Genomic DNA, 23424 nt, shown 5'->3' with positions numbered 1-23424 from the left:
CCGTTATTCAGGACACGGAGAGTGGTTCCTGTCGATTGACTTCCCGAACGGCGTAGCGAAACCGCTCCCGTTCGCGATTAATCAGGGAAGCCATCGCGTCGAGAGGTGTCCCATGCCCGAACCAGCCGCTCCCGTCCCGGTCGATCCCCGCCTCGCCGCGCGGTTCACCGAGGACTTGCTCGACGGCTGCCGGGTCCTGGCGAAGGACTACGGGTACCGGCCGGCCCAGTTCGAGCGGATGGTGCGCGAGCACGGCGGCGTCGAAGCCGCCCGGCTGCTGCTGCGCGGCGCCGGCACCGCCGGCGGGTTCACCGTGCTCTGGGAGAAGAACCAGCTCGGCCGCAGCTCCGAGGCGACGATGCTCCACGCGGAGTACGCCGACCTGTTCACCCCCGACGAGCTCCTGCTCGCGCGGCGGCGGCTGGAGGAGCACGGCTTCGACGTCGACGGCCACCTGCGCAGCCTCGCTGAACAGGGGTGAGCGCGGCAGGGGTGACCGGCGCCGCTCCGGTCACCCCTGCCGCGGCTTCTAGGCAGCCGCGCTGGACTTGCCGCGCAGCACGACGCTGCCCGCCGAGGCGCCCTTGACCGCCGTTTCGATCTGGGCCATCGTCGAGGACGAGGTCAGGCCGGGAACCGTCGCGGTGTTCAGGGCGTAGAGCGTGAACGTGTACGGGTGGCTGGAGCCGCCCGGACAGGGGCCGAAGAACTTCTGCGCGTTCGCCCCGCTGCCCATGGCCTTCTGCTTCGCGCCACCCTGGTTCGGCACGGTGTAGCCCGCGCCGAGACCTTCCGGCAGCGAACGAGCCGACGCCGGGATGTCCCAGATCGCCCAGTGCAGCTTGTTGCCGCTGTTGGCGACGTCGGCGAACACGACGGCGTAGGCCTTCGCGCCGGTGGACGCGCCCCACGTGAGCGGCGGCGACGGGTCCTGGCCCGCCGTGCCGTCGCCGGCGCAGGTGTACTTGTCCGGGATGGTCGCGTTGTCGGCGAAGGCGGAGCTGGTCAGCTTGAAGTCACCCGGTGTGGCGCCGCCGGGGAACTTCAGCCGCACGATCACGTTGTCCAGCACCGACGGCGTGCCGCCGTTCTTGTCGTTGTTCGTCGAGGTCAGCCACAGCCCGCCGTCCGGGGTCTTCGTGACCGAGCGCAGCCGGCCCCAGCGGCCGGAGAACAGGGTCGACACCGTGCCGATGCCGGTGCCCGCCGCGTTGATCTGCGTGGCGAACATCTGCTCGCCGGTGACGCCGGCGATGTAGATCCAGTCGTTGACGATCTCGAGCCCGCTCGGCCCGGCCTGCGACGTCGGCCACGTCTTCTTCGGGGCGATGAAGCCGCTGCAGCTGCCCTGCGTGCCTTCACAGCTAGGCCAGCCGAAGTTGCCGCCCTTCTGGATCAGGTTGAGCTCGTCCTGGCTGCTCTCGCCGAACTCCGCCGCCCACAGCTGGCCGCGGGAGTCCCAGGCCAGGCCCTGCGGGTTGCGGTGGCCGTAGCTCCAGACGTACCGGGCGTTGCCGCCGGTGGCGTAGAACGGGTTGTCGCTCGGGGCCGAGCCGTCGGGGTTCAGCCGGAGGATCTTTCCGTTGAGCGAGCTCTTGTTCTGCGCGTTGTCGCTGTTCTTCGCGTCGCCGACGGTGGCGTACAGCTTGCCGTCCGGACCGAACTTGATGCGCCCGCCGTTGTGGTAGCGGTTCTTGGCGATCCCGGTCAGCACCGGCGTCGACGTCGACGACAGCGTGGTGCCGTCGTAGGTCATCTTCACGATCCGGTTGTCCCCGGATGCGGTGTGGTAGACGTACACCGCGCGGTCGCTCGCCCAGTTCGGCGAAATCGCGAGGCCCAGCAGGCCGCCTTCGCCGTTGGTGCCGACCGCGCCCGGCACCTTGCCCAGCGTGGTCTTCTGGCCCGACGGCGTCACCAGCAGGATCTCGAACCGGTCCCGCTCGGTCACCAGCGCGTTGCCGTTCGGCAGGAAGTCCACCGACCAGCCGAGGTCGACCTTCGCGATGTCCTTGTCGTACTCCGGGATGCCCCCGGCGCCGCCCGGAGCGCTCGTCTTGGCGGTGACCGCGTTGCTCGCCGCGGAGCTGTTGCCGTCGGGGTCGCGCGCCTTGACCGTGAAGGTGTACGAGGTGTTCGGGTTCAGGTTCGTCACGGTCGTGCCGAGGGACGTCGTGGTCGCGACCTTCGTGGCGCCCTGGAAGACGTCGTAGCCGGCGACCGTGCCGCCGTTGTCGGTGGAAGCGTTCCACGCCAGGGAAACGCTGTTCGCGGTGACGCCGGTGGAGCGCAGGTTGCCCGGCACGGTGGGCGGGGTGGTGTCGTCGCTGGGCGGCGTGGTGAAGGTGACCACGTTGCTCTGCTGCGACGGGTTGCCCGCGGCGTCGAACGCGCCGATCGAGATGTCGTAGGCGGTGTTCGGGGTCAGGTTGGTCACGGTCGCCGACGTGGTGTTGCCGTCGACGGTCTTGAGGATGTTGCCGCCGCGGTTGATCTCGTAACGCACGACACCGACGTTGTCGGTCGCGGCGGTCCAGGAGAACGTGGCCGCGGTGGGAAGGATGTTGCTCGCCTTGAGGTTCGACGGCGGCGACGGCGGTTCGCTGTCGGTGGGCGCGACGAAGGTGTCGGTGAGCTTGTCGGCGTTCGGGCCGCCGTTGGCGGTGGTCGCCGTGGTGCGGACCTTGTTGACCCCGGCGGTCAGCTGCACGCTCGCGGTGACGGTCTTCCACGTCGTCCACGCGCCGGTGCCGGGGAAGTCGACGGTGCCCTTGTCACCGCCGTCGACGACGAGCTTCACGGGCCGGTTGTCGGCGGTTCCGTTGGCGTAGCGGAAGGTCAGGGTGTGCGTGCCCGCCTGCGCGGCGTTCACGGAGTATTCGACGTAACTGCCGGCGACGTTGTCGAAGTTGACGAACCCGGTGCCGGAGTAGCCGGCGTGGTTCGACTCGACGACGCCCTGGGAGACGACGGCGTTCTCGGACTCGTAGTCGGTGTCCGCTGCTGCGAAAGCGCTTACCGGACTGAGCGCGGTGAGGCCGAGCGCCGCGACGGCGGTACCGGCCAGTACCACGCGCCACGGTGGACGGGGTGCCACTGGGAGCCTCCTGCGTGGGTCGGGGGACAGGGGGTGACCGGGGCGGAACTGGTCGGCGGACCACCGGAACTGGACCTAATAGTTAGGAAAGTTTCCTATCTATAGGACGGATCTCACACCCTTCGGGCGGGTCGTGTCAATACTCGACACGGGCGCTCACCCCTGGTGAAGAAGGGTTTCCCGCTCAGCGGTGCGCTTCCCCGCCCGGCGCCGGACACCGCGCCCCAATGTGGCCTTCGGTGCGCTCAACGCACCCAAGGCGGCCTTCGGTGCGTTGAACGCACCCAAGGCGGCCTTGGGGCGCTTGAGCGTCAGCTGACGGTGGCGGCGGTTTCGCTCGCCCAGTCGCGCGGCACGAGGAACGACGCCAGTTCCGCTTCGGGACTCCCCGGCTCCGGCGTGAACCCCGATTCCCACCGCGCCAGCGGCGGCAGCGCCAGCAGGATCGCCTCGGCGTCGGCCCGCGTGGCGGACGCGGCGCGGAACAGGGCAGATTCGACGTACCGGCCGCGGCGGTGGAGCTGCCACTGCCGCTCGCGCTCGCCGTGCGGCAGGTCCCGCCGCCGTCGGACGATCGGCAGGTACGCGGGGGCGATCGTGGCGATGCCCGCCGCCGTGAACGCGGCTCCGCGCCGCCAGCCGTGCGGGCCGGACGGGCGCAGGTGGTCGAAGGCGATGCCGCCGAGCCCGTGCGGCTCGTCGCGGTGCGGCAGCCGGAACCGGTCGTCGGCGGTGCGCTTCGCCTGCGCGTGGAACGCCGGGTCGAGCGTGTCGCAGTGCTGCCTGAGCACCCGGTGGAAGTGCGCCGCGTCCTCGGCGAAGCCGTAGCACGGGAGGAGCTCCACGGTGCCGCCGAACCACCAGGTGTCCCCGGATTCGCAGTACCGGAAGTGCGCCTGGAAGGCGGGAACCCGCGGATTGCGCGGGTGGATCACGACCGACAGGCCGCTGGTGAAGAACCCGCCGTCGTCCGCGGTCGTCACGCAGACCCCGGCGCGTTCGAAGACGTCCCCGTTTTCCAGCAGGCGCGCCCGGCCCCGGCCGAACCGCGCCCCGCCGTCGAGGCGTTCCAGCTCCGCGACCAGCTCGCGCTGGCCGGAGCTCATGATCGCCTTGACGGCGTCGCGTCTGCTGTCCTCACCTGAAAGCATGACCCCCACCCCCACGGGCGAGGATACCGCGAGACCGAGGTCAGCCGGCGATCTCGGCCCGCGCGATCACCTTGGTGATCTTCGCCCGGACCAGCGATTCCTCGGGGACGGCGTTGCGCTTGCCGTACTCCTCGGCCCGGTCGGCGCCCATGTACCGGCCGCCCAGCTTGGTCGCCCAGGCGAGCATCTCGTCGTAGTCGTGGGTCAGCCGCGCCTCGGCGGTGAACTGGAGGTAGGAGTACGGCGGTTCCTGGTCGTCCACGACCAGGGAGATCCGCGGGTCGCGGGCGATCGCCTTGCCCTTGAGGGTGTCGGTGCCGGTGGTGAAGACCAGCTCGTCGCCGTCGGGGGTCTCGTCCAGCAGGAACCAGATCGGGGTGACGATCGCGGCGCCGTTCGCCCGGACCAGGCCGAGCTTGCCCGTCCGGGTCCCCTCGGACGCGAACTTCCACCACTCTGAACGGCTCATCTCACGCATGAGGGGGACGTTAACCTGTCACCCGAGCGTGCGCAGAGGGTGGCCGACTAGCCTGGCCTGCTGTGCGAGACGACGACCGGGCCGCGATGGGATTGGCCGACGAAGGGCTGACACGCCGCCTCAAGGCGCTGGCCTGCACCGCGCCGTTGCACGACCTGGACGCGCGGAAGGCGAAGCTCGACTGGGCCGACGCCACGGTCTACCAGATGGCCGAGATCGCGCTGCACACGATCGACCAGGTCACCATCGCGATGGACTTCGACACCGGCGCCGGCCACGACGAGGTCATCGACCGGCTGCTGCCGTTCATCGCGGCGCAGGCGCCGTCGCGGATGCCCGAAGAGCACGTCCGCGTGGCCAAGTGGGTCCTCGACAACCTGATCAACGTCGGCACGACCGACCGCGGCTTCCGGCGCGTCTACGGCTCGATGGGTCCGGGCGGCTACGAGCGGCGCCAGTTCGACTTCAAGCTGCTCGTCGAGCTGGCCGCCCGTGACGGCGAGGTCTACCTCCGCGCCACCGACGAGGCGATCAACGTCCTCGTCGGTGCCCTCGACACCGACGTCGAGTCGGCCCAGATCGCCGCCGAGGTCAAGCTCGAGAACCTCATCAACCGCGGTCGGTTGGCCGACGCGAAGCTGGCCGCCGAGCAGGCCCGCTACCGGACCGTCCAGTACGGCGAGACCCTGCGCGCGAAGCTCGACGCGACCCGCCGTGACGTCCGGTCGGTCGACTGGGAGCGCGAGGTCCCGGAGCTGCTCGACAGCGCGCTCAGCCACATCGAAGCCCGGTTCCGCGCCGAGAACGCCATCCTCAAGAACATCACCACCGCCCGTGACGAGACCGAGGACCTCGACCGCAAGCGCCGCGCCGCCGAGCTCGTCGACATCGTCGGCGACTGCATCCGGCGGCACACCCGCCTGCAGTCCCGGCTGGCCGACGCGGGCGCGGTGTTCCGCGCCGAGCAGGACCGCCAGCAGTTCTCCGGGCCGCCCCAGCGCGCGACGCTCGACCTGTTCGGCCAGCTCCTCGTGCCGACGCTCGGGCTGCCGCTGGCCGACGCCGTCGCGCCGGTCGAGCACTTCTTCCACGCCGCCGCCGGCATCACCGCGCCGGTCGTGCCGTCGCTGTCGTCGCTGGTTTCGCTGCTCCTGCGGCCCGCGCCCGAACGCGACCAGCTCGTCGGCGAGATCCCCGAGCCCGAGCTGATGCCCGCCGAGGTCACCGACAAGTTCGGCGACGACGTCTGGCGCCGGGCCGACGAGCTGCTCGACCTGCCCGAGGTGCCGCGCCGCCTGTCCGGCCTGCTCGACGAAGCCCGCCGCAGCCGCCAGCCCGGCCTCGCCGCCCTGGTCGCGCTGCGCGCGGTCCACGCCTACAGTCCCGGGGTCGGCGCGGCCCGGCGCCAGGGCGACCGGCAGGTGCTGCTCGCCGTCGACGACGGCACGCTGCTCGACGACCCGGAGTTCGGCGGCGCCGACCTGCTCCTGTCCACCGCCGCCGTAGAGCGTGCCGACGAAGAAGAGGAAGTCGCGTAATGGCGCTGTCCCACAGCAGCGTGGACGCCGAAGCCGCGGCCCGGCTGGTCGCCTTCGGAATGCGGCCGAAGCAGCTGCCGGCGCGTGACGTCGTCTACGGCGACCTCGTGCGCCGCTACGGCGAGGACAACGCGTTCAAGGCGCTCACCCACGCCGTCGCGGCCGGGCTCGGCCTGATGGTGCTGGAGGTCAACCAGCAGGCCGGCGCGGTCCTCGCGGCCACCGACGAGTCCGTCTTCGAGATCAAGATGGACTCCTACGCCCGCCAGGCCAAGATCCGCGAGCGCCGCGAGACGGAGAAGGTCCTGCACGGCCTGATCCACCTCGCCACCGCGGCGCTGGGCTACCCGCGGCCGGACGACCTCGCCAACGACACCTACATCGGCCGCGTCAGCGTCGAGCAGGTCGACGCGATGGTCCGCGAAGCCGCCCGGATGCTCGACGAACGCGCCGCGGCGGCCGAGTCGAACAACGACCCGCTGGCCGACGCGCCCGAGCTGGAACAGGCCTGGCGCGCCTACACCCGCCGGCCCGCCGCGGCCGCCACCAAGGACGGCCGCCTGGCCGCCGACACCACCCGCGGCATGGTCAGCCGCGCCCTGCGCTTCCTCGCCGACCAGGGGTTCCTGGTCCCGGTGAGCGACGAGCAGGGCGGCACCTACCGGACCACGCCGCGGTACCAGATCCAGGTCCGCGAGCTCGCGGCCGACGCCGCCTTCGACGACCTGCTCGCGCTGGACGTCGTGGCCGTCGCGAACGCCGGGGGCACGCTGCGCGCGACCTCGTCGGACACGCTCTAAAAGGGGAGTAGATGTACGAGCTTTCGCGGGTCCGCCTGCATTCGGTGGGCCCGGCGGGTGCCCGCTACCAGGACGTCGTGCTCGACTTCAGCGGCGTCGGCGCCAAGATCACCGCACCCCAGCAGGACGCGTTGTTCAGCGCCGGCATCCACGCGACCGGCCCGGCCGAGCTGCGCCGCCCCTCGCCGGCGAGCGTGCTGTTCCTCGAGAACGGCGGCGGCAAGTCCGTCCTCATCAAGCTGATCTTCTCGGTCATGCTGCCCGGCCGCCGCCAGGTCGTCGGCACCACGAGCACCAAGGTCCTCGAAAAGTTCGTGGCCGCCAAGGACGTCTCGCACGTCGTGCTGGAGTGGCTGCACGTCGAGAGCGGGCACCGGATCATCACCGGCAAGGTCTCCGAATGGCGCGGGCACGTCGTGTCCGCCGACTCCGAAAACCTCGCCGACTCCTGGTACTGCTTCCGCCCGACCGCCGCCCTGGGGCTCGATTCCTTGCCGATGACCCAGGACGGCCGGCTGCTCACCATGTCCGGCTTCCACGACAAGCTCGCCGCCGCCCAGCTGGCCGAGCCCGAGCTGGAACTGTCCTGGACCCGCCGCCACCACGAGTGGACCGGCCGGCTCGATTCCCTCGGCCTCGACACCGAGCTGTTCCGGTACCAGCGTGCGATGAACGCCGGCGAAGGTGAAGCGGCGGACGCGTTCGCCTTCGGCACCGACGACGCGTTCGTCGACTTCCTGCTGCGCGCGGTGATCTCCGAGGACGAGCCGAAGGATCTCGCCGAGGTCGTCTCGACGTACGCGCACAACCTGGCGCAGCGCGGGGATCTGTTGTCGGAGCGCGATTTCGTCGCCGGTGCGCTCGACCTGCTGGGCCCGCTGGCCGCCGAAGAGGGCGTCGCCGCGGAGTCGCGGAAGATCGCCGAGTCGGCCAAGGCCGCCATGGCCGAGCTGGCGGGGCGCGTGGTCGCCCGGAACGAGCTGGAGAACGCGCGGCTGTCCGGGCTCGAGGACCACGTCACCGAGGTCAAGTCCGCGGAGAAGCTCGCCGAAGGCGACCACCGGCGGCTCGCCGCGGCCGTCACGGAACTGCGCCGCCTGGTCGCGGTGCTGCGCCTGGACGAGTCGCAGGAGGCCCGCAAGCGCGTCGACGCCGAACTCGCTTCGGCGAAAACCGAGGCAGAGGCCTGGCGTGAGACCGCGCGGGTCCTCAACCAGCTGAACGCGGCCCGCAAGGCGAAGGACCTGCGAGAGCTCGTCGGCAGCCGTGAAGAGAAGGCGCGCCCCGCGCTGCAGGCGCGCAACGACGCGGCGGGTGCGCTGGCCCGCGGACTCAACTCGCTGGCGCAGGACGCCCAGCGCCAGGCCGACAAGGCCGAGGCGCACGCGGGTGCGTTGCGCGCCGAAGCGGAGAAGGCCCAGACCGAACGCGATGAGGCCGCGAACCTCGCCGCCGGGCGCCGCGCCGAGGCGCGCGGGCTGACCACGCGGATCACCGAGCTGCGCGAAGAGGTCCAGAACGCCGTCCGCGCCGGGCTGCTGCCGTCGGGGGCCGACGTCGCCGAGGCGTCGCGAGCCGCCCGAAGCGCTGCTGAAGCGGCAACCGCCGAGCTGACCCGGCGCGAACAGGAACTGGACCGCGTCGCGACGGATCTCCAAGCGGCGCAACGGGCCGTGAACGAGTCGCACCAGCTCGCGGGCACCACCCAGGACCGCTTCGAGCGCGCCACCGAGGACCTCGACCGCGCCCACCGCCGCACCGACGCGCTCGCCGCCGAGGGCCGCCTGGTCGAGCTGCTCGGCGCCGACGACGTCGCGCTCGAAAGCGACCTGCCGGTGCTGCTGGAACGGCTGCGCGAAGCGAGCGCGTCCGTCGAGAAGGAGCAGACCGCGCTGCGGATGGAGGAGTCCGCCGACGAGCGAGCCCTCTCCGCCCTCGGTTCCGGCGGGCTGCTGCCGCCGCCGGAAGACGTCCAAGCCGCGCTGGACGCCCTGGAAGAAGCCGGGATCACGGCGTGGTCCGGCTGGCGCTATCTGTCCAAACTGGACGCTTCCCGGCGCGCCGAAGTGCTGGAGAGCCTGCCGCAGCTGGTGTCCGGCGTGCTCCTGAACGACGCCGCGCACGCGGACCGGGCCCGCGAGGTCCTGACGACGCGGCTGCTGCTGCCGAGCGCGATCATCGCCGTCGGCACCACCGAAGCGCTGCTGGCCGAGGTGCCCGCCGCGCCCGGCGTCGAGTTCCTCGTGCCGCCGAACCCCGCGATGTACGACGAAGAAGCCGCGGACGCCGAACGGGAAGCCGTGGCCCGGCGGCACACCGAGCGGCAGCGGCGCCTGGAAGCCCTGTCCGCCAAGCTGTCCGCGGACGGCGCCCTGACGTGGAAGCTCACCACCTGGCGCGAGGATTACCCGCCCGGCGCCGTCGCGACCCTGGCCGAGCAGGCCCAGGCGGCCCGGACCGCCCGCGAGACCGCGCGTACCGCGCTGGAGCAGGCCGACGCGGAGTTCGCGCGGTTGAGCGAAAAAGCCGCGTCGCTGCGGGAGCGCGTCCCGGAACTGCGGGCGGCCGCGGCCGAAGCCGAGGAGAAGGCGCGACGGCTCGGCGAACTGGGGACCCGCAGCGCGCGGATCGCCGAGTGGACCGAAGACGTCGAGCGCGCCACCGAGGTCGCCGAACGCGCCGACCTGCAGGCGGCCGACGCCGCGGGCAAGGCCGCGCGGCTGCGCGAGCAGGCGGGGGAGGAGCAGCGCACCGCCGACGGCCACCGCCGCACGGCGACCACCGCCCGCGCCGAGCTGGCCGAGGTCCCGGGCGCGGCCGAAGCGGCGGACGGCCCGGTGCCGTCCGAGCCGGTCGACGCGCTGCGCCGGACCTATTTGTCGGCGTCCGAGTCGTACGCGAAGGTCGAGGTCGGCAGCGACCTGCGGGCCGAGCTGGAGCAGGCCGAATCCGCCGAAGCCGCCGCTGGGTCGGCCGTGGAGTCCCTCGACGAGGCTGTCCGCGTGCGGGCCGCCGAACTGCTGGAGACGCCCGACGGTTCCGACGCCTCGGCGCGTGCGGCCGCTCTGGCCCGCGCTCGCCGGGTCGTCGACGGCCTGGAGGACGAGCGCACCGAAGCCATCGGGCTCGTCTCGACGCGGCGGGCCGAGCTGGACGCGCTGCCGCTGCAGAACGGCGTCAACGGTGAGAAGCCGCGCGACATCGAACACGGCCTCGAGCTGATCGACGCGGCCGGGCTGGAGGCGTCGGCGGCCGCGCGGAAGTGGGAAGAGCTGCAGGAACGCCGGGCCGCCGCAGAAGCGACCCTGGAATCTGCCCGCAGTTCGGCATCGGGTTTCTCGCTGCTCGCCGAGTCGATGGCCCACCTGGTGACCGACACCGACGCCGCGGCCTACGACGGCGACGTCGACACCGCGCGCGCCCAGCACGGCCGTCTCAACGCCACCTTCGCCGAGGCCCAGGAAGCCGCCGACACGGGCGACCGCCGCGTGCGCGCAGCCGCCGACCAGCTCGCGCAGTACGCGACGGAGAAGCGGTTCGAGAAGCTGAGCACGCCGGTGCGCCAGCAGGTCATCTCGGTCAAGCGCGACCAGCTCCCGGCGCACGCCGCCGAGTGGGCCGAGGCGCTGCGGCCGCGGCTGCGGTCGCTCACCGACGACCTCGCGCAGATCGACCGGCACCGCGGCGGCATCATCACGCGCCTGCAGGGCATGGTCGACGGCGCGCTCCGGACGTTGCGTTCGGCCCAGCGCGTTTCCCGGCTGCCCGACGGCCTCGGCGACTGGTCCGGGCAGGAGTTCCTCCGCATCCGCTTCACCGAGCTGGAGGACAACGCGCTCACCGAGAAGCTCGGCGAGGTCGTCGACGAAGCCGCCGTGGGCAAGACCGCCGACGGCCGCGACGTCAAGCGCGACGGGCTTTCCCTGGTGCTGCGCGGAGTCCGGGCCGCCGCGCCCAAGGGCTTCCGCGTCGACATGCTCAAGCCGGACTCGGTGCTGCGGACCGAACGCCAGCGCGTCTCGGAGATCCGCGACGTGTTCTCGGGCGGCCAGCAGCTGACCGCGGCGATCATCCTGTACTGCACGCTCGCCGCGCTGCGCGCCAACAACCGCGGCAAGGCCCGCAACCGGCACTCCGGCGTGCTGTTCCTGGACAACCCGATCGGCCGCGCGTCCGCCGGGTACCTGCTGGAGCTGCAGCGGGCGGTGGCCGAGGCGCTGGGCGTGCAGCTCATCTACACGACGGGCCTGTTCGACGCGGGCGCGCTGTCGGAGTTCCCGCTGATCGTGCGGCTGCGCAACGACGCCGACCTGCGGGCCGGCCGCAAGTACCTGTCGGTGGATTCGACGGTCCGCAACTCCCTGGACGACCTGGGCGACCCCGACGGCGTCGCGCGGCTTTCGGCGACGCGGATGTTCAGCCGGCCCGCCGAGACCGCCGAGGATTCCGCTGAGGACGAACAGACGGCCTGACGGGAACATCTCCCGCGGTTCCGTGGTTGCCGGGCGCATGACGAACCTGGGGGCGCTGGGCGCCACGTTGGGCACGACCGGGGCGGAGGCCGTCGCGGCCGCCGCCGAGCTGGACGAGCTGGGGTACGCCACGCTGTGGCTGCCGGGCGGGCAGGGCAGCAACCTGCCGCTGATCGCCGACGTGATCCACGGGACCGCGAAGATCCCGGTGGCGAGCGGCATCCTGCCGGTCGACCGGGTGCCCGCCGCCGACGTCGCGCGGGCTTATTCGGACCTGCCGGCCGGGCGGTTCGTCGTCGGCCTCGGCGGCGCCCACGGCCCGCGTCCGCTGGCCACGCTGAACGACTACCTCGACGAGCTGGACGACACCGTCCCCGCGTCCGTGCGGATCCTCTCGGCGCTGGGCCCGAAGATGCTCGAACTGGCGCGGGACCGCGCGTCGGGTGCGTACCCGTTCCTCGTGACGACGGACTACGTCGCTTCGGCGCGCGAGATCCTCGGCGCGGGGAAGCAGCTGGTGGTACTGCTGAACGTCATCCCGGAAGCGGACACGGCGGCGGCCCGCGAGCGCGCCCGCGCGGGTTCGCTGCCGTTCCTGGCCGGGATGCCCGGCTACGCGAACAACTTCCGCCGCATGGGCTTCACCGACGCCGACATCGCGGACCTCTCCGACCGGCTGGTCGACGGGCTCACGGTGCGCGGCGACCTCGACGCGGTCGTGGCCCGCCTGCGCGAGTACCGGGCGGCGGGCGCGGACCAGGTCGTCGTCCCGGCCGGCGACCTGCCCCGCGAGTGGTGGCCGGCGCTGGCGGAGGCCGTGCGGTGACGACGGCGCGGGCGCGCGGGCTCACACACGGCGTCCCGGCGGAGGTGTCCCTGCAGGACGCCCTCGCCGCGGTCGCCGATCCCGTGCGCCGCAGCATCCTGCGCTCGCTCGCCGAAGTGCCGGAGTGGACGAAGGCGTGCGGCACGTTCGACCTGCCGGTGGCGAAGGCGACGCTGAGCCACCACTTCTCGGTGCTGCGCGCGGCGGGCCTGATCGAGCAGCGCGACGCGGGCCCGCGGCGGCTGAACCGCTTGCGGCGCCCGGAGTTCGACGCGGCGTTCCCGGGCTTGCTGGAGCTGGTGCTCAGTCACCCCGGCCGGTGAAGGCCAGGGTGGTGCCGAGGCCGATCATGACCAGGCCGCCGGTGCCGCCGACCATTTCGAGGCGTTTCGGTGAGCGGGCGAACCACGCCCGGGCGGTGCCCGCCACCAGCGCCCACGCGCTGTCGGTGGCCAGCGCGATCGCCGGCAGGCACAGGCCGAGCAACAGCATCTGGGCAGGCACGGACCCGGTAGCCGGGTCGACGAACTGGGGGAGCAACGCGGCGAGGAACACGATCGACTTCGGGTTCGCGAAGCCGACGACGAACCCGTCGCGCAGCACCGTCAGGACGCGGCCGGGCGTGGCGCGCACCTTCGCGGCCATGGCGTCGGTGAGCTTCCGCCGGTGCCGGAACGCCTGGATGCCCAGGTAGACCAGGTAGATCGCGCCGGCGATCTTGATCGTGGTGAACACCGCGGCCGACGTCGTCACCAGCACGCCGAGGCCGAACGCGACCGCGACGACCTGGGTGTAGACGCCCACGGAGTTGCCCACGACGGTGAGCAGCGCGTCGCGCCGCCCGACCGTGAGCGCGCGGCTGATGGTGAACAGCACGCTCGGACCGGGGACGACGACCATCAAGAACGTCAGTGCGGCGAAGGCCGCGAAGTGCGCACCGGAGACCATGTCGCGAGCGTAAGCGTGGTGCGGCCGGACGACCAGGCGTTTTTGTCGGCGCCGGGTGGTATCAACAGCGGGTGCCTCCTCTCAAGATCAGCACCGAGCAGCGCCGGGCCCGCCTCGCCGTCCGCCACCACCTGGCCGCGCCCGCGGCCACGGTCGAGGACGCCGTGGCCGGGGTGGTGGCCCTGCACGCCACCGACCCGGCGACCGTCCACCTTTCGGCGTGCGCGCGGCTCGCGTCCCCGGCGACCGCCGCGGTGGAACGAGCTTTGTACGAAGACCGCACTCTGCTGCGGCTGCTGGGCATGCGCCGCACGGTGTTCGTCACCGGGCTGGACACCGCGGCGCTCGTGCAGGCCGGGTGTTCCGCGGACATCGAGGTCAAGCAACGGAAGCTCCTCGAGCAGCACCTGGGGAAGCAGGGGCACCCGGAGAACGTGCCGGAGCCGGGGAAGTGGCTCCTGGAGGTGGAGGCGTCGGTCGAGGCGGCGTTGCGAGCCCGCGGCTCGGCGACGGCGCAGCAGCTCAGCGAGGACGAGCCCCGGCTGCGGCAGCAATTGCTGATGGCGGCGGGGAAGCCGTACGAGGCGATCGGGAACGTCACCAGCCGGGTGTTGTTCCTGCTGGCGGCCGGCGGCCGGATCGCGCGCGGGCGTCCGCGGGGGAGCTGGATCAGCAGCCAGTACGTCTGGCACCCCCTGGATTCCTGGGTGCCGGGGCTGTCCCAGTGGAGCGCGGAGGAGGCGCGGGCCGAGCTGGCCCGGCGCTGGCTGCACGCGTACGGCCCGGCGCCGGCGGCGGACCTGCGCTGGTGGACGGGCTGGACGGCCGGGCAGACGAAGAAGGCCCTGGCCGCGTTGTCGCCGGTGGAGGTCGACCTCGACGGCGTGCCGGGGGTCGTGTTGCCGGACGACGTCGGGCCGGTGCCCGAGCCACCGCCGTGGGTGGCGTTCCTGCCGGCCCTGGACCCGACCCCGATGGGCTGGCAAGAGCGCGACTGGTACCTGGGCGCGCACCGCCCGGCGCTGTTCGACCGCAGCGGCAACATCGGCCCGACGGTGTGGCTGAACGGCCGCGTGGTCGGCGGGTGGGCCCAGCGTCGAACGGGCGAGATCGCGTTCCGGCTGCTGGAGGACGTGGGTGCGGAAGGCCAGGCGATGGCCGAGGTGGCGGCGGAGCGGTGCGCGGAGTGGTTCGGCGAGGTCCGGGTGACGCCCCGGTTCCGGACGCCCCTGGAGCGAGAACTGGCCGGCTGATGGGAACCGCGCGGAGGCCCACCGCCGAGACCGGCGGGCCAGGAGGTGCAATGCGAGGACGGGCCGCGCTGTCCTGCCGACGAGCACCAAGCTCTCCTGTGAGCGGTTCGGTCTTGACGGGGTGGTCCACACGTGGGAGCCCGGCTGGTCGGTGTGGCACGCCACGCGCAGCGGTCGTCTCGCGGGCTGGGGTTCAGCCATGACCGGGTCGTCCTGGTGGGACCTCCTCATCGGCATCCTCGCCGCGCTGCTGCTGGCCTGGCTCGCCCTGCTCATCGCGCTCGTGATCGTCCGGCCGCGGGGCGGGCTGCTGCGTGAAGCGCTGCGTCTCCTGCCCGACGTGCTCCGGCTCGTCCGGCGCCTCGCCGCCGACCGGAGCCTCCCTCGTGGCGTCCGGATCCGGCTCGGCCTGCTGCTCGCCTACCTCGCGATGCCGATCGATGTGATCCCCGACTTCATCCCCGTCCTCGGTTACGCCGACGACGCCATCATCGTCACCGCCGTCCTGCGCGGGGTGGTCCGCCGTGCCGGGCTCGACGCCGTCCGCGCCCACTGGCCCGGCACCGACGACGGCTTCGCCGCCCTCACCCGGCTGACCGGGATCCACCGTCTCCCCTGAACGGGCCGTCGCTGGATCGGTCGAGTCATCGACCTCACGCCCGCCCCGAAGCCCGTCGAGACCTTCTCCGGCCTCGCCTTTTCCGGCCCGAGAGCCGCTCATCGTCTGAATCGGTCAAGTCATCGATCCGGCTCGCCGCTGCCCACTTGTCCACGCCCCATGTAGCCAGCCGGAACCGGTTCCAAGCCGCGAACCGCCAACCCTGACTGGTCCGCCGTGGTCCGCCCGGAAACCCCTCGCGAACCCACCCGGCTTCTTAATCGATTCTTGACCCGTTCGCCAAGTGGTGGAAGTCTCGTCAGGGCAGTCAGGGACGCGCATGCCCGCACGCTAGGGTGGCCGCGAGCCCGCAAGTCACGGCCGGGCCTCCCGGCCGATCCTCAGAGGAGTGGCAGCAGTGACCGTTCGCGTAGGTGTCAACGGCTTCGGCCGCATCGGCCGCAACTTCTTCCGCGCCGTGCAGGCCAGCGGCCACGACATCGAGGTCGTCGCCTTCAACGACCTCGGCGACGTCGCCACCATGGCCCACTTGCTGAAGTACGACTCCATCCTGGGCCGGTTCCCGGGTGAGGTCAGCGTCAGCGACGAGGGCATCGTCGTCGACGGCAAGACCATCAAGGCGCTCGCCGAGCGCGACCCGGCCAACCTGCCCTGGGGCGACCTGGGCGTGGACGTCGTGGTCGAGTCGACCGGCTTCTTCACCAACGCCGACGCCGCCAAGGCGCACATCGCCGGCGGTGCCAAGAAGGTCATCATCTCCGCGCCCGCCAAGGGCGAGGACCTGACCGTCGTCCTCGGCGTCAACGACGAGAAGTACGACGGCTCGCAGAACATCATCTCCAACGCCTCCTGCACCACCAACTGCCTCGGCCCGCTGGCCAAGGTCCTCAACGACGCCTTCGGCATCGAGCAGGGCCTGATGACCACGATCCACGCGTACACCCAGGACCAGAACCTGCAGGACGGCCCGCACAAGGACCTCCGCCGCGCCCGCGCCGCCGCGCTGAACGTGGTGCCCGCCTCGACCGGCGCCGCGAAGGCGATCGGCCTGGTGCTGCCGGAGCTGCTGGGCAAGCTGGACGGCTACGCGCTGCGCGTCCCGGTGCCGACAGGCTCGGCCACCGACCTCACGGTGACCCTGAAGAAGGCCGCCACCGTCGACGAGATCAACGCCGCCTACAAGGCCGCCGCCGAGGGCCCCCTCGCCGGCATCCTGCGCTACTCGGTCGACCCGATCGTGTCCTCGGACATCGTCACCGACCCGGCGTCCTGCATCTACGACTCGCCGCTGACCAAGGTCATCGGCAACCAGGTCAAGGTCGTCGGCTGGTACGACAACGAGTGGGGCTACTCCAACCGCCTCGCGGACCTGATCAAGCTCGTCGGCTCGAAGCTCTGAGCCGGATGACCGTCAAGAACCTCGACGACCTGCTGGGCGAGGGCGTTCAGGGCCGCTACGTGCTGGTGCGCAGCGACCTGAACGTCCCGCTCGACGGGTCCCGCATCACCGACGACGGCCGGGTCCGCGCCGCGCTGCCGACGATCAAGAAGCTCGCCGACGCGGGCGCGAAGGTCGTCGTCACCGCACACCTCGGCCGCCCCAAGGGCGAGCCGGACCCCAAGTACACCCTGGCGCCGGTCGCCGCGCGGCTCACCGAGCTGCTCGGCGCCGAGGTCGCGCTGGCCGGTGACCTGGTCGGCGAGTCCGCGAAGGCGCTGACCGGCGGCCTCGCCGACGGCGGTGTCGTCCTGCTGGAGAACGTGCGCTTCGACGCGCGCGAGACCAGCAAGGACGCCGTGGATCGCTCCGAGCTGGCCGCCGAGCTGGGCGCGCTCGTCCCGGGCGGCGCGTTCGTCTCCGACGGCTTCGGCGTCGTCCACCGCAAGCAGGCTTCGGTCTACGAAGTCGCTTCGGTGCTCCCGGCCTACGCGGGCGGCCTCGTGCTGGCCGAGCTGGACGTGCTGAAGAAGCTGACCGACGACGTGCAGCGGCCCTACGTGGTCGTGCTCGGCGGCGCGAAGGTCTCCGACAAGCTAGGCGTCATCGCGAACCTGCTCACCAAGGTCGACCGGCTGCTGATCGGCGGCGGGATGGCGTACACCTTCCTTAAGGCCCAGGGCCACGAGGTCGGCAACTCGCTGCTGCAGGCCGACCAGCTCGACCAGGTGAAGGGCTTCCTCGCCGAGGCCGAGAAGCGCGGCGTCGAGCTGGTCCTGCCGGTGGACGTCCTGGCCGCGACGGGGTTCGCCGCCGACGCCGAGCACGAGGTCGTCGCCGCCACCGCGATCCCGGCCGACCGCGAAGGCCTCGACATCGGCCCGGAAACCCGCGAGCTGTTCGCGGGCAAGCTGGCCGACGCCAAGACCGTGTTCTGGAACGGTCCGATGGGCGTGTTCGAGTTCGAGGCGTTCTCCGGCGGCACCCGCGCCGTCGCGGAGGCGCTCGTGAAGAGCGACGCGTTCACCGTGGTCGGCGGCGGCGACTCGGCCGCCGCGGTGCGGCAGCTGGGCCTGCCCGAAGACGGCTTCTCGCACATCTCCACCGGCGGCGGTGCCTCGCTGGAGTACCTCGAAGGCAAAGAACTGCCGGGCGTGGTCGCCCTGGAGGAGAAGAACTAGTGGCACGCAAGCCGTTCATCGCCGGCAACTGGAAGATGAACCAGAACCACCTCGAGGCGATCGCGCTGGTGCAGAAGATCGCCTTCGCGCTGCCGGAGAAGTACTACGCGAAGGTCGACGTGGCGGTGCTGCCGCCGTTCACCGACATCCGCAGCGTGCAGACCCTGGTCGACGGCGACAAGCTGTCGCTCACCTACGGCGCGCAGGACATCGCGCCGCAGGACTCGGGTGCCTACACCGGTGACATCTCGGGCCTGATGCTGGCCAAGCTGGGCTGCAAGTTCGTCACCGTCGGGCACTCGGAGCGGCGCGAGTACCACGCCGAGACCGACGAGCTGGTCAACAAGAAGGTCAAGGCCGCGCTCAAGCACGGCATCACGCCGATCCTCTGCATCGGGGAGAAGCTCGAGGTCCGCGAGGCCGGCGAGCACATCCACCACACCACGACGCAGCTGGTCGACGGCCTCAAGGGCCTCAAGGCCGAGCAGGTCGCCGGCGTGGTCGTCGCGTACGAGCCGGTCTGGGCGATCGGCACCGGCAAGGTCGCCTCCTCGGCCGACGCCGAAGAGGTCTGCAAGGCCATCCGCGCGACCCTCCAGGAGAAGTACGGCGACGAGGTCGCTTCGTCCGTCCGGGTGCTCTACGGAGGATCGGTCAAATCGGGCAACATCGGCGAGCTGGTGGGCTGCGAGAACATCGACGGTGCCCTGGTCGGCGGAGCGAGCCTCGACGGCGAGGAGTTCACGAAACTCTGCGCACTCGCCGCGGGCGGGCCGCTGCCCTGATCGAGGCCACGACCGGGTAACCTGTGTATCCGGTCCGTCACACAGCAGTGGACGAGTCCAGGGGTACGGTGGTGGTCGGAAACGACCATGCCGTGCCCCTGCATTCTCCTAGAGCCCAGAGGATGACATGAAGCTGTTCCTGCAAATCCTGTTGATCGTCACCAGCGTCTTCCTGGTGGTCGCGGTGCTGCTGCACCGGGGCCGGGGCGGTGGCCTGTCGTCGCTGTTCGGCGGCGGGATGCAGTCCAGCCTGGCCGGGTCGAGCGTGGCCGAGAAGAACCTCGACCGGATCACCCTGCTTCTGGGCGCGGTGTGGCTGATCAGCATCGTGGGCCTGGGTCTGCTGCTCAAGGTGTGAGGCGTCCGGCGCCCCACCGTCGATCGCGACCGGGTCACGACGGCAGGGCGCAGCGATTCGGCGTGCCTATTGGGGGGCGCGCCGCCGATTCCTAGGTGTGAGGATTCATGGTTGGCGGTAACGCGATTCGAGGCACCCGGGTGGGTGCCGGTCCTACAGGCGAATCGGAACGAGGTGAATCGGCGCCGCGGCGCCGGGTCGGCTACTGGTGCGCCAACGGCCACGAAGCCCGGCCGTCGTTCGCGCTCGACGCGGAGATCCCCGACGAGTGGGACTGCCCCCGCTGCGGGCTCCCGGGCGGGCAGGACGAAAAGAACCCACCGGCCGCACCGCGGACCGAGCCCTACAAGACTCACCTGGCGTACGTGAAGGAGCGACGCAGCGACGCCGACGGCGAGGCCATCCTGGCCGAAGCCCTCGAGCGCCTGCGCCAGCGCCGGGAGATCATCTAAGCGTTGCCGGCCGAAAGCCACCCCGGGAGACCTCGGGGTGGCTTTTCGCGCGTTCACCCGGCCACCCGCGCGCCCGCGCGCGTGATCAAGGCGCCACCTCGCGTGATCCAAGGGCCGACACGAGGCCCGGCACCGCATCGACCCGCCAGTCACGCGTGTCGACCCTCTAGGCACGCCAGCCGATTCTCTAGGCACGCGAGCCGACCCTCCAGATACGCGAGCCGACCCTTCAAGCACGCGAGCCGACTCTCTAGGCACGCGAGCTGACCCTCCAAGTACGCGAGCCGACTCTTCAAGCACGCGAGCCGACTCCCTGGGTACGCGAGCCGACCCTCCAGGTTCGGGAGCCGCCCCTTCGGGTGCGTGAGGCGACCCTCCAAGCGCGCGAGCTGATCCTCCAGCTACGCGAGTCGCCCCTCGGGTGCGCGAGCCGACTCCGGATACGGGAGGCGACTGCCGGAGTCCGAGCAGATTTCCGAGCGAGTGTCCGTGCCTCCCCGCGCCTGAGCAGCCCCCGGTTTCCACGCTACGGGGGATCACCGACAGTTCCCGTCCAGAAAAGCCGCGAACGGCGGATTCCGGCCGTCACAGCCCGAAATCCGCCGTTCGCAGCTCCTGCGCATCCGAAATCGTCGGCCGCCGCCGGTAAACTGGATACCGGGGGCCGGAGGGCGCCCTCAGCGATCCAGCGGGTACCGGGCCCGAACCCGGAAGCCGCCGTCCTCCATGCCGGACGTCTCGAAGCTCCCGCCCAGCAGGCGAGCCCGCTCGGCCAAGCCCGTCAGCCCGTGCCCGCCCGACGGCAGCAACTCCGCCGGCCGGTTCGCGCGCTCGTTGCGGACCTCGATCTTGAGCGCTCCGTGCTCACCTTGGATGCGGATCGTCGCCGTCGCGCCCGGGGCGTGCTTGTGGACGTTGGTCAGGCACTCCTGCACCGTCCGGTACGCCGCCGCCGACACCTGGTTCGGCAGGGCCTCCGGCAGGTGCTCCACCGACAGGTGGACCGGGACCTCCGACGTCCGGATCAGCCGGTCGAGGTCGTTGATCCCGGGGCGCGGGCCGTCGTCGTCGGCGCCCGCGCGCAGCACGCTCAGCAGGGAGCGCAGCTCCTCCAGCGTCCGCTTCGACAGCGTGCGGATGACCTGCGCGGTCTCCTGCGCGTGGTGGTCCGTGGTCTGGGCCTGCAGTGCGCCGGCCTGCATCGCGATCAGCGTGATCTGGTGCGAGACGACGTCGTGCATCTCGCGCGCCAGCCGGGCGCGCTCTTCGGCGCGGACGGCGTCGGCGTGGAAGCGGCGCTCGCGATCACGGCTCGTGGCCAGCTCGGCGAGCTTGTTCGAAACCTCGGTCCGCGCTCCGATGAGCAGGCCGATCGCGATCGGCATGCCCGCGACGAGCACGCCGTAGATGCCGTCGAGGATGTGCTCGCGCCAGCTGAGCTCGGCGAAGTCCTCCAGGGGCCACTGCACGAACCGGCAGCACCACACCAGCGCCGCGCCGACCCAGACCTGCCAGTGCAGCTGGCGGCGGGTGGCGAGCATGCCGAGCGTGATCATCGACGCGAGTTGCGCCCAGCCGGCCAGGAAGCCGGGGACCGCGACGAGCACGGCGAGGAACGGGAACTTCCGGCGGAACACCACCGCGAGGCACGCGGCGCCGGAGAGCCAGATCGAGTAGGGCTGGGCCTTCTCGGGGATCACCAGCCAGACGTCGAGCACGGCCAGGATGACCGCGGCCGCCTCGATGGCGAACGTGACCACAGCGGGCCGGGGCACCGAGCCGAACAGCGTCAGCCCGCGCTTGCGCACCCGCTCGGCGGCCGATGGCCCCGAGCCGGCGATCGAGATGCCTGGAATCGAGAGTCCCTCTGTACTCATCGCTGGCGACCCCATTCGTCTTGTGGACTTGATGGTGAGAGGCGCTCAGGGCCCGATCGGGACGCGCAGCAACGGACAAATGTGCGGATGCTAACGAGGTCGCGTACGAAGACGGTAAGTTTCACCCGTTGTCGGAGTTTCGGCGTCCGAATTCCGTAGTCGATTGCTCCGTTCGGGCGATAGCCACGAAGGGGTGCTACCGAGAGTGAGAGCACTACTCTCCACTGTGCATCGGGACGACCACATCGTGGGAATCATGTTACCCACGTGTGGCCGCCCGGCGGTAGGTCTTCAGGCCGCCATGGACCTGAGGTCGTCGCTGAGCAAGTCGTGCAGGCCGGTGGCGCAGGCCTTCGCCGTCTCGATCGACCGCGGCAGCATTCCGGCTTCGTACGTCCGGACAGCCTCGTCGACGCTCGGCGCGGTCGCCAGTGCGGTCGCGAGCTCGGTGCCGTCCAGTAGGGCCAGGTTCGCGCCGACGCCCAGCGGCGGCATCAAGTGCGCCGCGTCGCCGAGCAGGGTGAGCGCGGGCGTGTGGGTCCAGGCGTGCGGCACCGGGAGGACGTGCAGCGGCCGGTGCGTGAACCGGCCGTCGAGGTCGTGCAGGAACCGGAGCAGGCTCGGGTGCCAGCCGGCGAAGCGCTCCTGGAGGTGCGCGCGCACCTCCGCGGTGTCGGCGAAGTCGAGGTCGGCGGCCCAGTCTTCGGGTGCGTAGAAGACGGCGTAGCAGCGGATGTGGCCGTTGCTGTTGCGCTGCGCGACGAGCGCCTTCCCGTCGATCTTCGTCATCATCGTTCCCTGGCCGGTGAGTGCGGCCAGTTCGGGATGGCGGCGATCGGCGTCGTCGAGGCCGAGCTCGACGAACGTGACCCCGCTGTACTCGGGCCGGACGCCGGTGAGGGCCCGGCGGACGCGGGACCACGCGCCGTCCGCGCCGACGACCAGGTCGAAGTCCTGGGTGACGCCGTCGGCGAAGGTGAGCTGCCCGCTCTTGGTGACGTCGGCGATCGGCTGTCCCCACCGGACGGTGCCGGGCCGCAGCGAGTCGAGAAGGAGGCCGCGGAGCTGGCCGCGGTCGATCTCGGGGCGGAAGTCGTCGCCTTCCGCGGGGACCTCGTCCATGACGACTTCGCCGCTGAGCGGGTCGAGGGCGCGCATCTGCTGGCCTTCGGGGCGGGCGAGCCGGCGGAACTCGTCGTGCAGGCCGGCGGTGCGGAGGGCGACCTGGCCGGTGTCGCCGTGCAGGTCGAGCGTGCCGCCTTGGGTGCGGGCGTCGGCCGAGGCTTCCTGTTCGAAGACGGTGACGTCGAGGCCGTGGAGCTGGAGGACGCGGGCACAGGCGAGTCCGCCCAGGCCGGCGCCGACGATCGCGATGGAGTTCATGACTTCCCCCTGGAAGTTCGATGCCGCCGGCGGATCCGGCGGCCTTGAGCCCAGAAAAGCATAGTGACTTAAAAAGTGCAACGACTAAACTTTTGAAGTGAGTCCACTATCACGTAGGCTGAGGTCATGACCGAAGTGATCGGGCGCCGCGAGCGCAAGAAGGCGCAGACCCGGCAGGCGCTGGCCGACGCCGCGTTGGAGCTGTTCCTCGAACGCGGCTACGACGAGGTCGGGGTGAAGGACGTCGCGGATGCTGCGGACGTCTCGGTGACGACGCTGTTCAAGTACTTCCCCAGCAAAGAGGCGCTGCTGTTCGACCAGGACGACGACATCGAGGCGGCGCTGGTCCTCGCGGTGCGCGGCCGGCCGCCGGGCCACACGATCGTGGACGCGCTGCGGGAGCACATGCTGCGCGACAGTGCCGACGGCGGCCCGAGCGCCGAGTTCATCAGGCTGATCGAGAGCACGCCGGTCCTGCGCGACTACGGCCGCCGGATGTGGATGCGCCACGAGACCACGTTGGCCCGCGCGATCGCGGAGGAGATGGGCGCTCCCGAGGACGATGTGTCCTGCGCGGCGCTGGCGCGATTCGCACTGGCTTCGCGGGAGCTGATCGTGGGCCACGAGAACCCGCGCCGGGCAGCGGAGGAGATCTTCGGCAACCTGGGCCGCGGCTGGCGGGTGAAGTAGATCGGCGGCGAGCTTCACCGGGGGAGCGGCTGAAATCTGGCGGCAGGTGACTGCGGGGCCGGGCGCAGCAGCGGGAAT

Annotated in this window: 20 protein-coding genes; 14 read left to right on the top strand and 6 right to left on the bottom strand. The window is 71.3% G+C overall.

Annotation, left to right across the window (positions count from 1 at the left end; genetic code table 11):
* The first annotated feature begins 112 nt into the window (after positions 1–112).
* On the top strand, positions 113–481 hold the full coding sequence (locus tag AB0M59_RS12245) for a hypothetical protein (RefSeq protein ID WP_364612858.1): 369 nt from the start codon (positions 113–115) through the stop codon (positions 479–481).
* Positions 482–529: 48 nt separating this feature from the next.
* On the opposite strand, the gene AB0M59_RS12240 is transcribed toward AB0M59_RS12245, so the two are convergent.
* The 3 genes from AB0M59_RS12240 to AB0M59_RS12230 form a co-directional block, all read right to left on the bottom strand.
* Complete coding sequence (locus AB0M59_RS12240; protein WP_364612855.1) at positions 530–3097, bottom strand: PQQ-dependent sugar dehydrogenase; 2568 nt, start codon at positions 3095–3097, stop codon at positions 530–532.
* 311 nt (positions 3098–3408) lie between these two features.
* Entirely contained in the window at positions 3409–4248 is an 840-nt protein-coding gene (locus tag AB0M59_RS12235; RefSeq protein WP_364612852.1) for a coproporphyrinogen III oxidase, read from the bottom strand.
* A gap of 40 nt (positions 4249–4288) precedes the next feature.
* The gene (locus AB0M59_RS12230; protein ID WP_364612850.1) at positions 4289–4726 is read right to left on the bottom strand and encodes a PPOX class F420-dependent oxidoreductase; all 438 of its coding nucleotides are present in this window, start codon (positions 4724–4726) and stop codon (positions 4289–4291) included.
* Between the two features lie 86 nt (positions 4727–4812).
* On the opposite strand from AB0M59_RS12230, the gene AB0M59_RS12225 reads away from it, so the two are divergent.
* Genes AB0M59_RS12225 through AB0M59_RS12205 form a run of 5 tightly spaced genes read left to right on the top strand, consistent with a single transcriptional unit; the run spans position 4813 to position 12685 of the window.
* Positions 4813–6264 carry a hypothetical protein gene (locus tag AB0M59_RS12225; RefSeq protein WP_364612926.1) on the top strand — a complete coding sequence of 484 codons (1452 nt, stop codon included), beginning with the start codon at positions 4813–4815 and terminating at the stop codon, positions 6262–6264.
* Positions 6264–7064: a hypothetical protein gene (locus AB0M59_RS12220; protein ID WP_364612847.1), complete on the top strand. Its 801-nt coding sequence runs from the start codon at positions 6264–6266 to the stop codon at positions 7062–7064. The genes AB0M59_RS12225 and AB0M59_RS12220 overlap by 1 nt, the downstream gene beginning before the upstream one ends.
* 11 nt (positions 7065–7075) lie before the next feature.
* Entirely contained in the window at positions 7076–11536 is a 4461-nt protein-coding gene (locus AB0M59_RS12215; RefSeq protein WP_364612844.1) for a hypothetical protein, read from the top strand.
* A 37-nt stretch (positions 11537–11573) separates the two neighbouring features.
* Positions 11574–12362, top strand: a complete 789-nt coding sequence (locus AB0M59_RS12210) for a TIGR03620 family F420-dependent LLM class oxidoreductase (RefSeq protein WP_364612841.1) — start codon at positions 11574–11576, stop codon at positions 12360–12362.
* Complete coding sequence (locus AB0M59_RS12205) at positions 12359–12685, top strand: helix-turn-helix domain-containing protein (RefSeq protein WP_364612838.1); 327 nt, start codon at positions 12359–12361, stop codon at positions 12683–12685. The genes AB0M59_RS12210 and AB0M59_RS12205 overlap by 4 nt, the downstream gene beginning before the upstream one ends.
* Here the strand turns inward: AB0M59_RS12205 and AB0M59_RS12200 are convergent.
* A complete protein-coding gene (locus AB0M59_RS12200; protein WP_364612835.1) occupies positions 12666–13310 on the bottom strand; it encodes a LysE family translocator in 645 nt (214 codons plus the stop codon). The two genes, AB0M59_RS12205 and AB0M59_RS12200, sit on opposite strands and share 20 nt — an antisense overlap.
* A gap of 71 nt (positions 13311–13381) precedes the next feature.
* Between AB0M59_RS12200 and AB0M59_RS12195 the strand changes: the two genes are divergently transcribed.
* From AB0M59_RS12195 to AB0M59_RS12165, 7 genes are all read left to right on the top strand, one after another.
* Positions 13382–14563, top strand: a complete 1182-nt coding sequence (locus AB0M59_RS12195) for a winged helix DNA-binding domain-containing protein (protein WP_364612833.1) — start codon at positions 13382–13384, stop codon at positions 14561–14563.
* Between the two features lie 199 nt (positions 14564–14762).
* A complete protein-coding gene (locus AB0M59_RS12190; protein WP_364612830.1) occupies positions 14763–15182 on the top strand; it encodes a DUF1232 domain-containing protein in 420 nt (139 codons plus the stop codon).
* Positions 15183–15579: 397 nt separating this feature from the next.
* Complete coding sequence (gene gap, locus AB0M59_RS12185) at positions 15580–16581, top strand: type I glyceraldehyde-3-phosphate dehydrogenase (protein ID WP_364612827.1); 1002 nt, start codon at positions 15580–15582, stop codon at positions 16579–16581.
* A 5-nt stretch (positions 16582–16586) separates the two neighbouring features.
* A complete protein-coding gene (locus AB0M59_RS12180; RefSeq protein ID WP_364612824.1) occupies positions 16587–17801 on the top strand; it encodes a phosphoglycerate kinase in 1215 nt (404 codons plus the stop codon).
* On the top strand, positions 17801–18586 hold the full coding sequence (gene tpiA / locus AB0M59_RS12175) for a triose-phosphate isomerase (protein WP_364612821.1): 786 nt from the start codon (positions 17801–17803) through the stop codon (positions 18584–18586). The genes AB0M59_RS12180 and tpiA overlap by 1 nt, the downstream gene beginning before the upstream one ends.
* A 127-nt stretch (positions 18587–18713) precedes the next feature.
* Positions 18714–18944, top strand: coding sequence for a preprotein translocase subunit SecG (secG, locus tag AB0M59_RS12170; protein WP_086845181.1), 231 nt, complete (start codon positions 18714–18716; stop codon positions 18942–18944).
* Positions 18945–19051: 107 nt separating this feature from the next.
* A complete protein-coding gene (locus AB0M59_RS12165; protein WP_086671261.1) occupies positions 19052–19396 on the top strand; it encodes an RNA polymerase-binding protein RbpA in 345 nt (114 codons plus the stop codon).
* 677 nt (positions 19397–20073) lie between these two features.
* Here AB0M59_RS12165 and AB0M59_RS12160 read toward each other — a convergent pair.
* Both AB0M59_RS12160 and AB0M59_RS12155 read right to left on the bottom strand, forming a co-directional pair.
* Positions 20074–21273, bottom strand: a complete 1200-nt coding sequence (locus AB0M59_RS12160; protein ID WP_364612818.1) for a histidine kinase — start codon at positions 21271–21273, stop codon at positions 20074–20076.
* Positions 21274–21564: 291 nt separating this feature from the next.
* Complete coding sequence (locus AB0M59_RS12155; RefSeq protein WP_364612815.1) at positions 21565–22656, bottom strand: NAD(P)/FAD-dependent oxidoreductase; 1092 nt, start codon at positions 22654–22656, stop codon at positions 21565–21567.
* A 126-nt stretch (positions 22657–22782) separates the two neighbouring features.
* Here AB0M59_RS12155 and AB0M59_RS12150 point away from each other — a divergent pair, with 126 nt between their 5' ends.
* Entirely contained in the window at positions 22783–23346 is a 564-nt protein-coding gene (locus tag AB0M59_RS12150; RefSeq protein WP_364612812.1) for a helix-turn-helix domain-containing protein, read from the top strand.
* Positions 23347–23424: the final 78 nt, after the last annotated feature.

The sequence above is a fragment of the Amycolatopsis sp. NPDC051371 genome (assembly GCF_040682155.1).
Taxonomy (GTDB): Bacteria; Actinomycetota; Actinomycetes; order Mycobacteriales; family Pseudonocardiaceae; genus Amycolatopsis.
Note: the sequence above shows the minus strand (reverse complement) of the source record. Positions and strands in the feature narration are given on the sequence as shown.

Excerpts from the sequence above, each read along its gene's own strand:
- AB0M59_RS12235 (WP_364612852.1), bottom strand. The coding sequence starts at position 4,248 with ATGCTTTCAGGTGAGGACAGCAGACGCGACGCCGTCAAGGCGATCATG.
- AB0M59_RS12180 (WP_364612824.1), top strand. The coding sequence starts at position 16,587 with ATGACCGTCAAGAACCTCGACGACCTGCTGGGCGAGGGCGTTCAGGGC.
- AB0M59_RS12225 (WP_364612926.1), top strand. The coding sequence starts at position 4,813 with ATGGGATTGGCCGACGAAGGGCTGACACGCCGCCTCAAGGCGCTGGCC.
- AB0M59_RS12155 (WP_364612815.1), bottom strand. The coding sequence starts at position 22,656 with ATGAACTCCATCGCGATCGTCGGCGCCGGCCTGGGCGGACTCGCCTGT.
- AB0M59_RS12160 (WP_364612818.1), bottom strand. The coding sequence starts at position 21,273 with ATGAGTACAGAGGGACTCTCGATTCCAGGCATCTCGATCGCCGGCTCG.
- AB0M59_RS12220 (WP_364612847.1), top strand. The coding sequence starts at position 6,264 with ATGGCGCTGTCCCACAGCAGCGTGGACGCCGAAGCCGCGGCCCGGCTG.
- AB0M59_RS12200 (WP_364612835.1), bottom strand. The coding sequence starts at position 13,310 with ATGGTCTCCGGTGCGCACTTCGCGGCCTTCGCCGCACTGACGTTCTTG.
- AB0M59_RS12245 (WP_364612858.1), top strand. The coding sequence starts at position 113 with ATGCCCGAACCAGCCGCTCCCGTCCCGGTCGATCCCCGCCTCGCCGCG.
- AB0M59_RS12210 (WP_364612841.1), top strand. The coding sequence starts at position 11,574 with ATGACGAACCTGGGGGCGCTGGGCGCCACGTTGGGCACGACCGGGGCG.
- AB0M59_RS12165 (WP_086671261.1), top strand. The coding sequence starts at position 19,052 with ATGGTTGGCGGTAACGCGATTCGAGGCACCCGGGTGGGTGCCGGTCCT.
- AB0M59_RS12190 (WP_364612830.1), top strand. The coding sequence starts at position 14,763 with ATGACCGGGTCGTCCTGGTGGGACCTCCTCATCGGCATCCTCGCCGCG.
- AB0M59_RS12150 (WP_364612812.1), top strand. The coding sequence starts at position 22,783 with ATGACCGAAGTGATCGGGCGCCGCGAGCGCAAGAAGGCGCAGACCCGG.
- AB0M59_RS12230 (WP_364612850.1), bottom strand. The coding sequence starts at position 4,726 with ATGCGTGAGATGAGCCGTTCAGAGTGGTGGAAGTTCGCGTCCGAGGGG.
- secG (WP_086845181.1), top strand. The coding sequence starts at position 18,714 with ATGAAGCTGTTCCTGCAAATCCTGTTGATCGTCACCAGCGTCTTCCTG.
- AB0M59_RS12215 (WP_364612844.1), top strand. The coding sequence starts at position 7,076 with ATGTACGAGCTTTCGCGGGTCCGCCTGCATTCGGTGGGCCCGGCGGGT.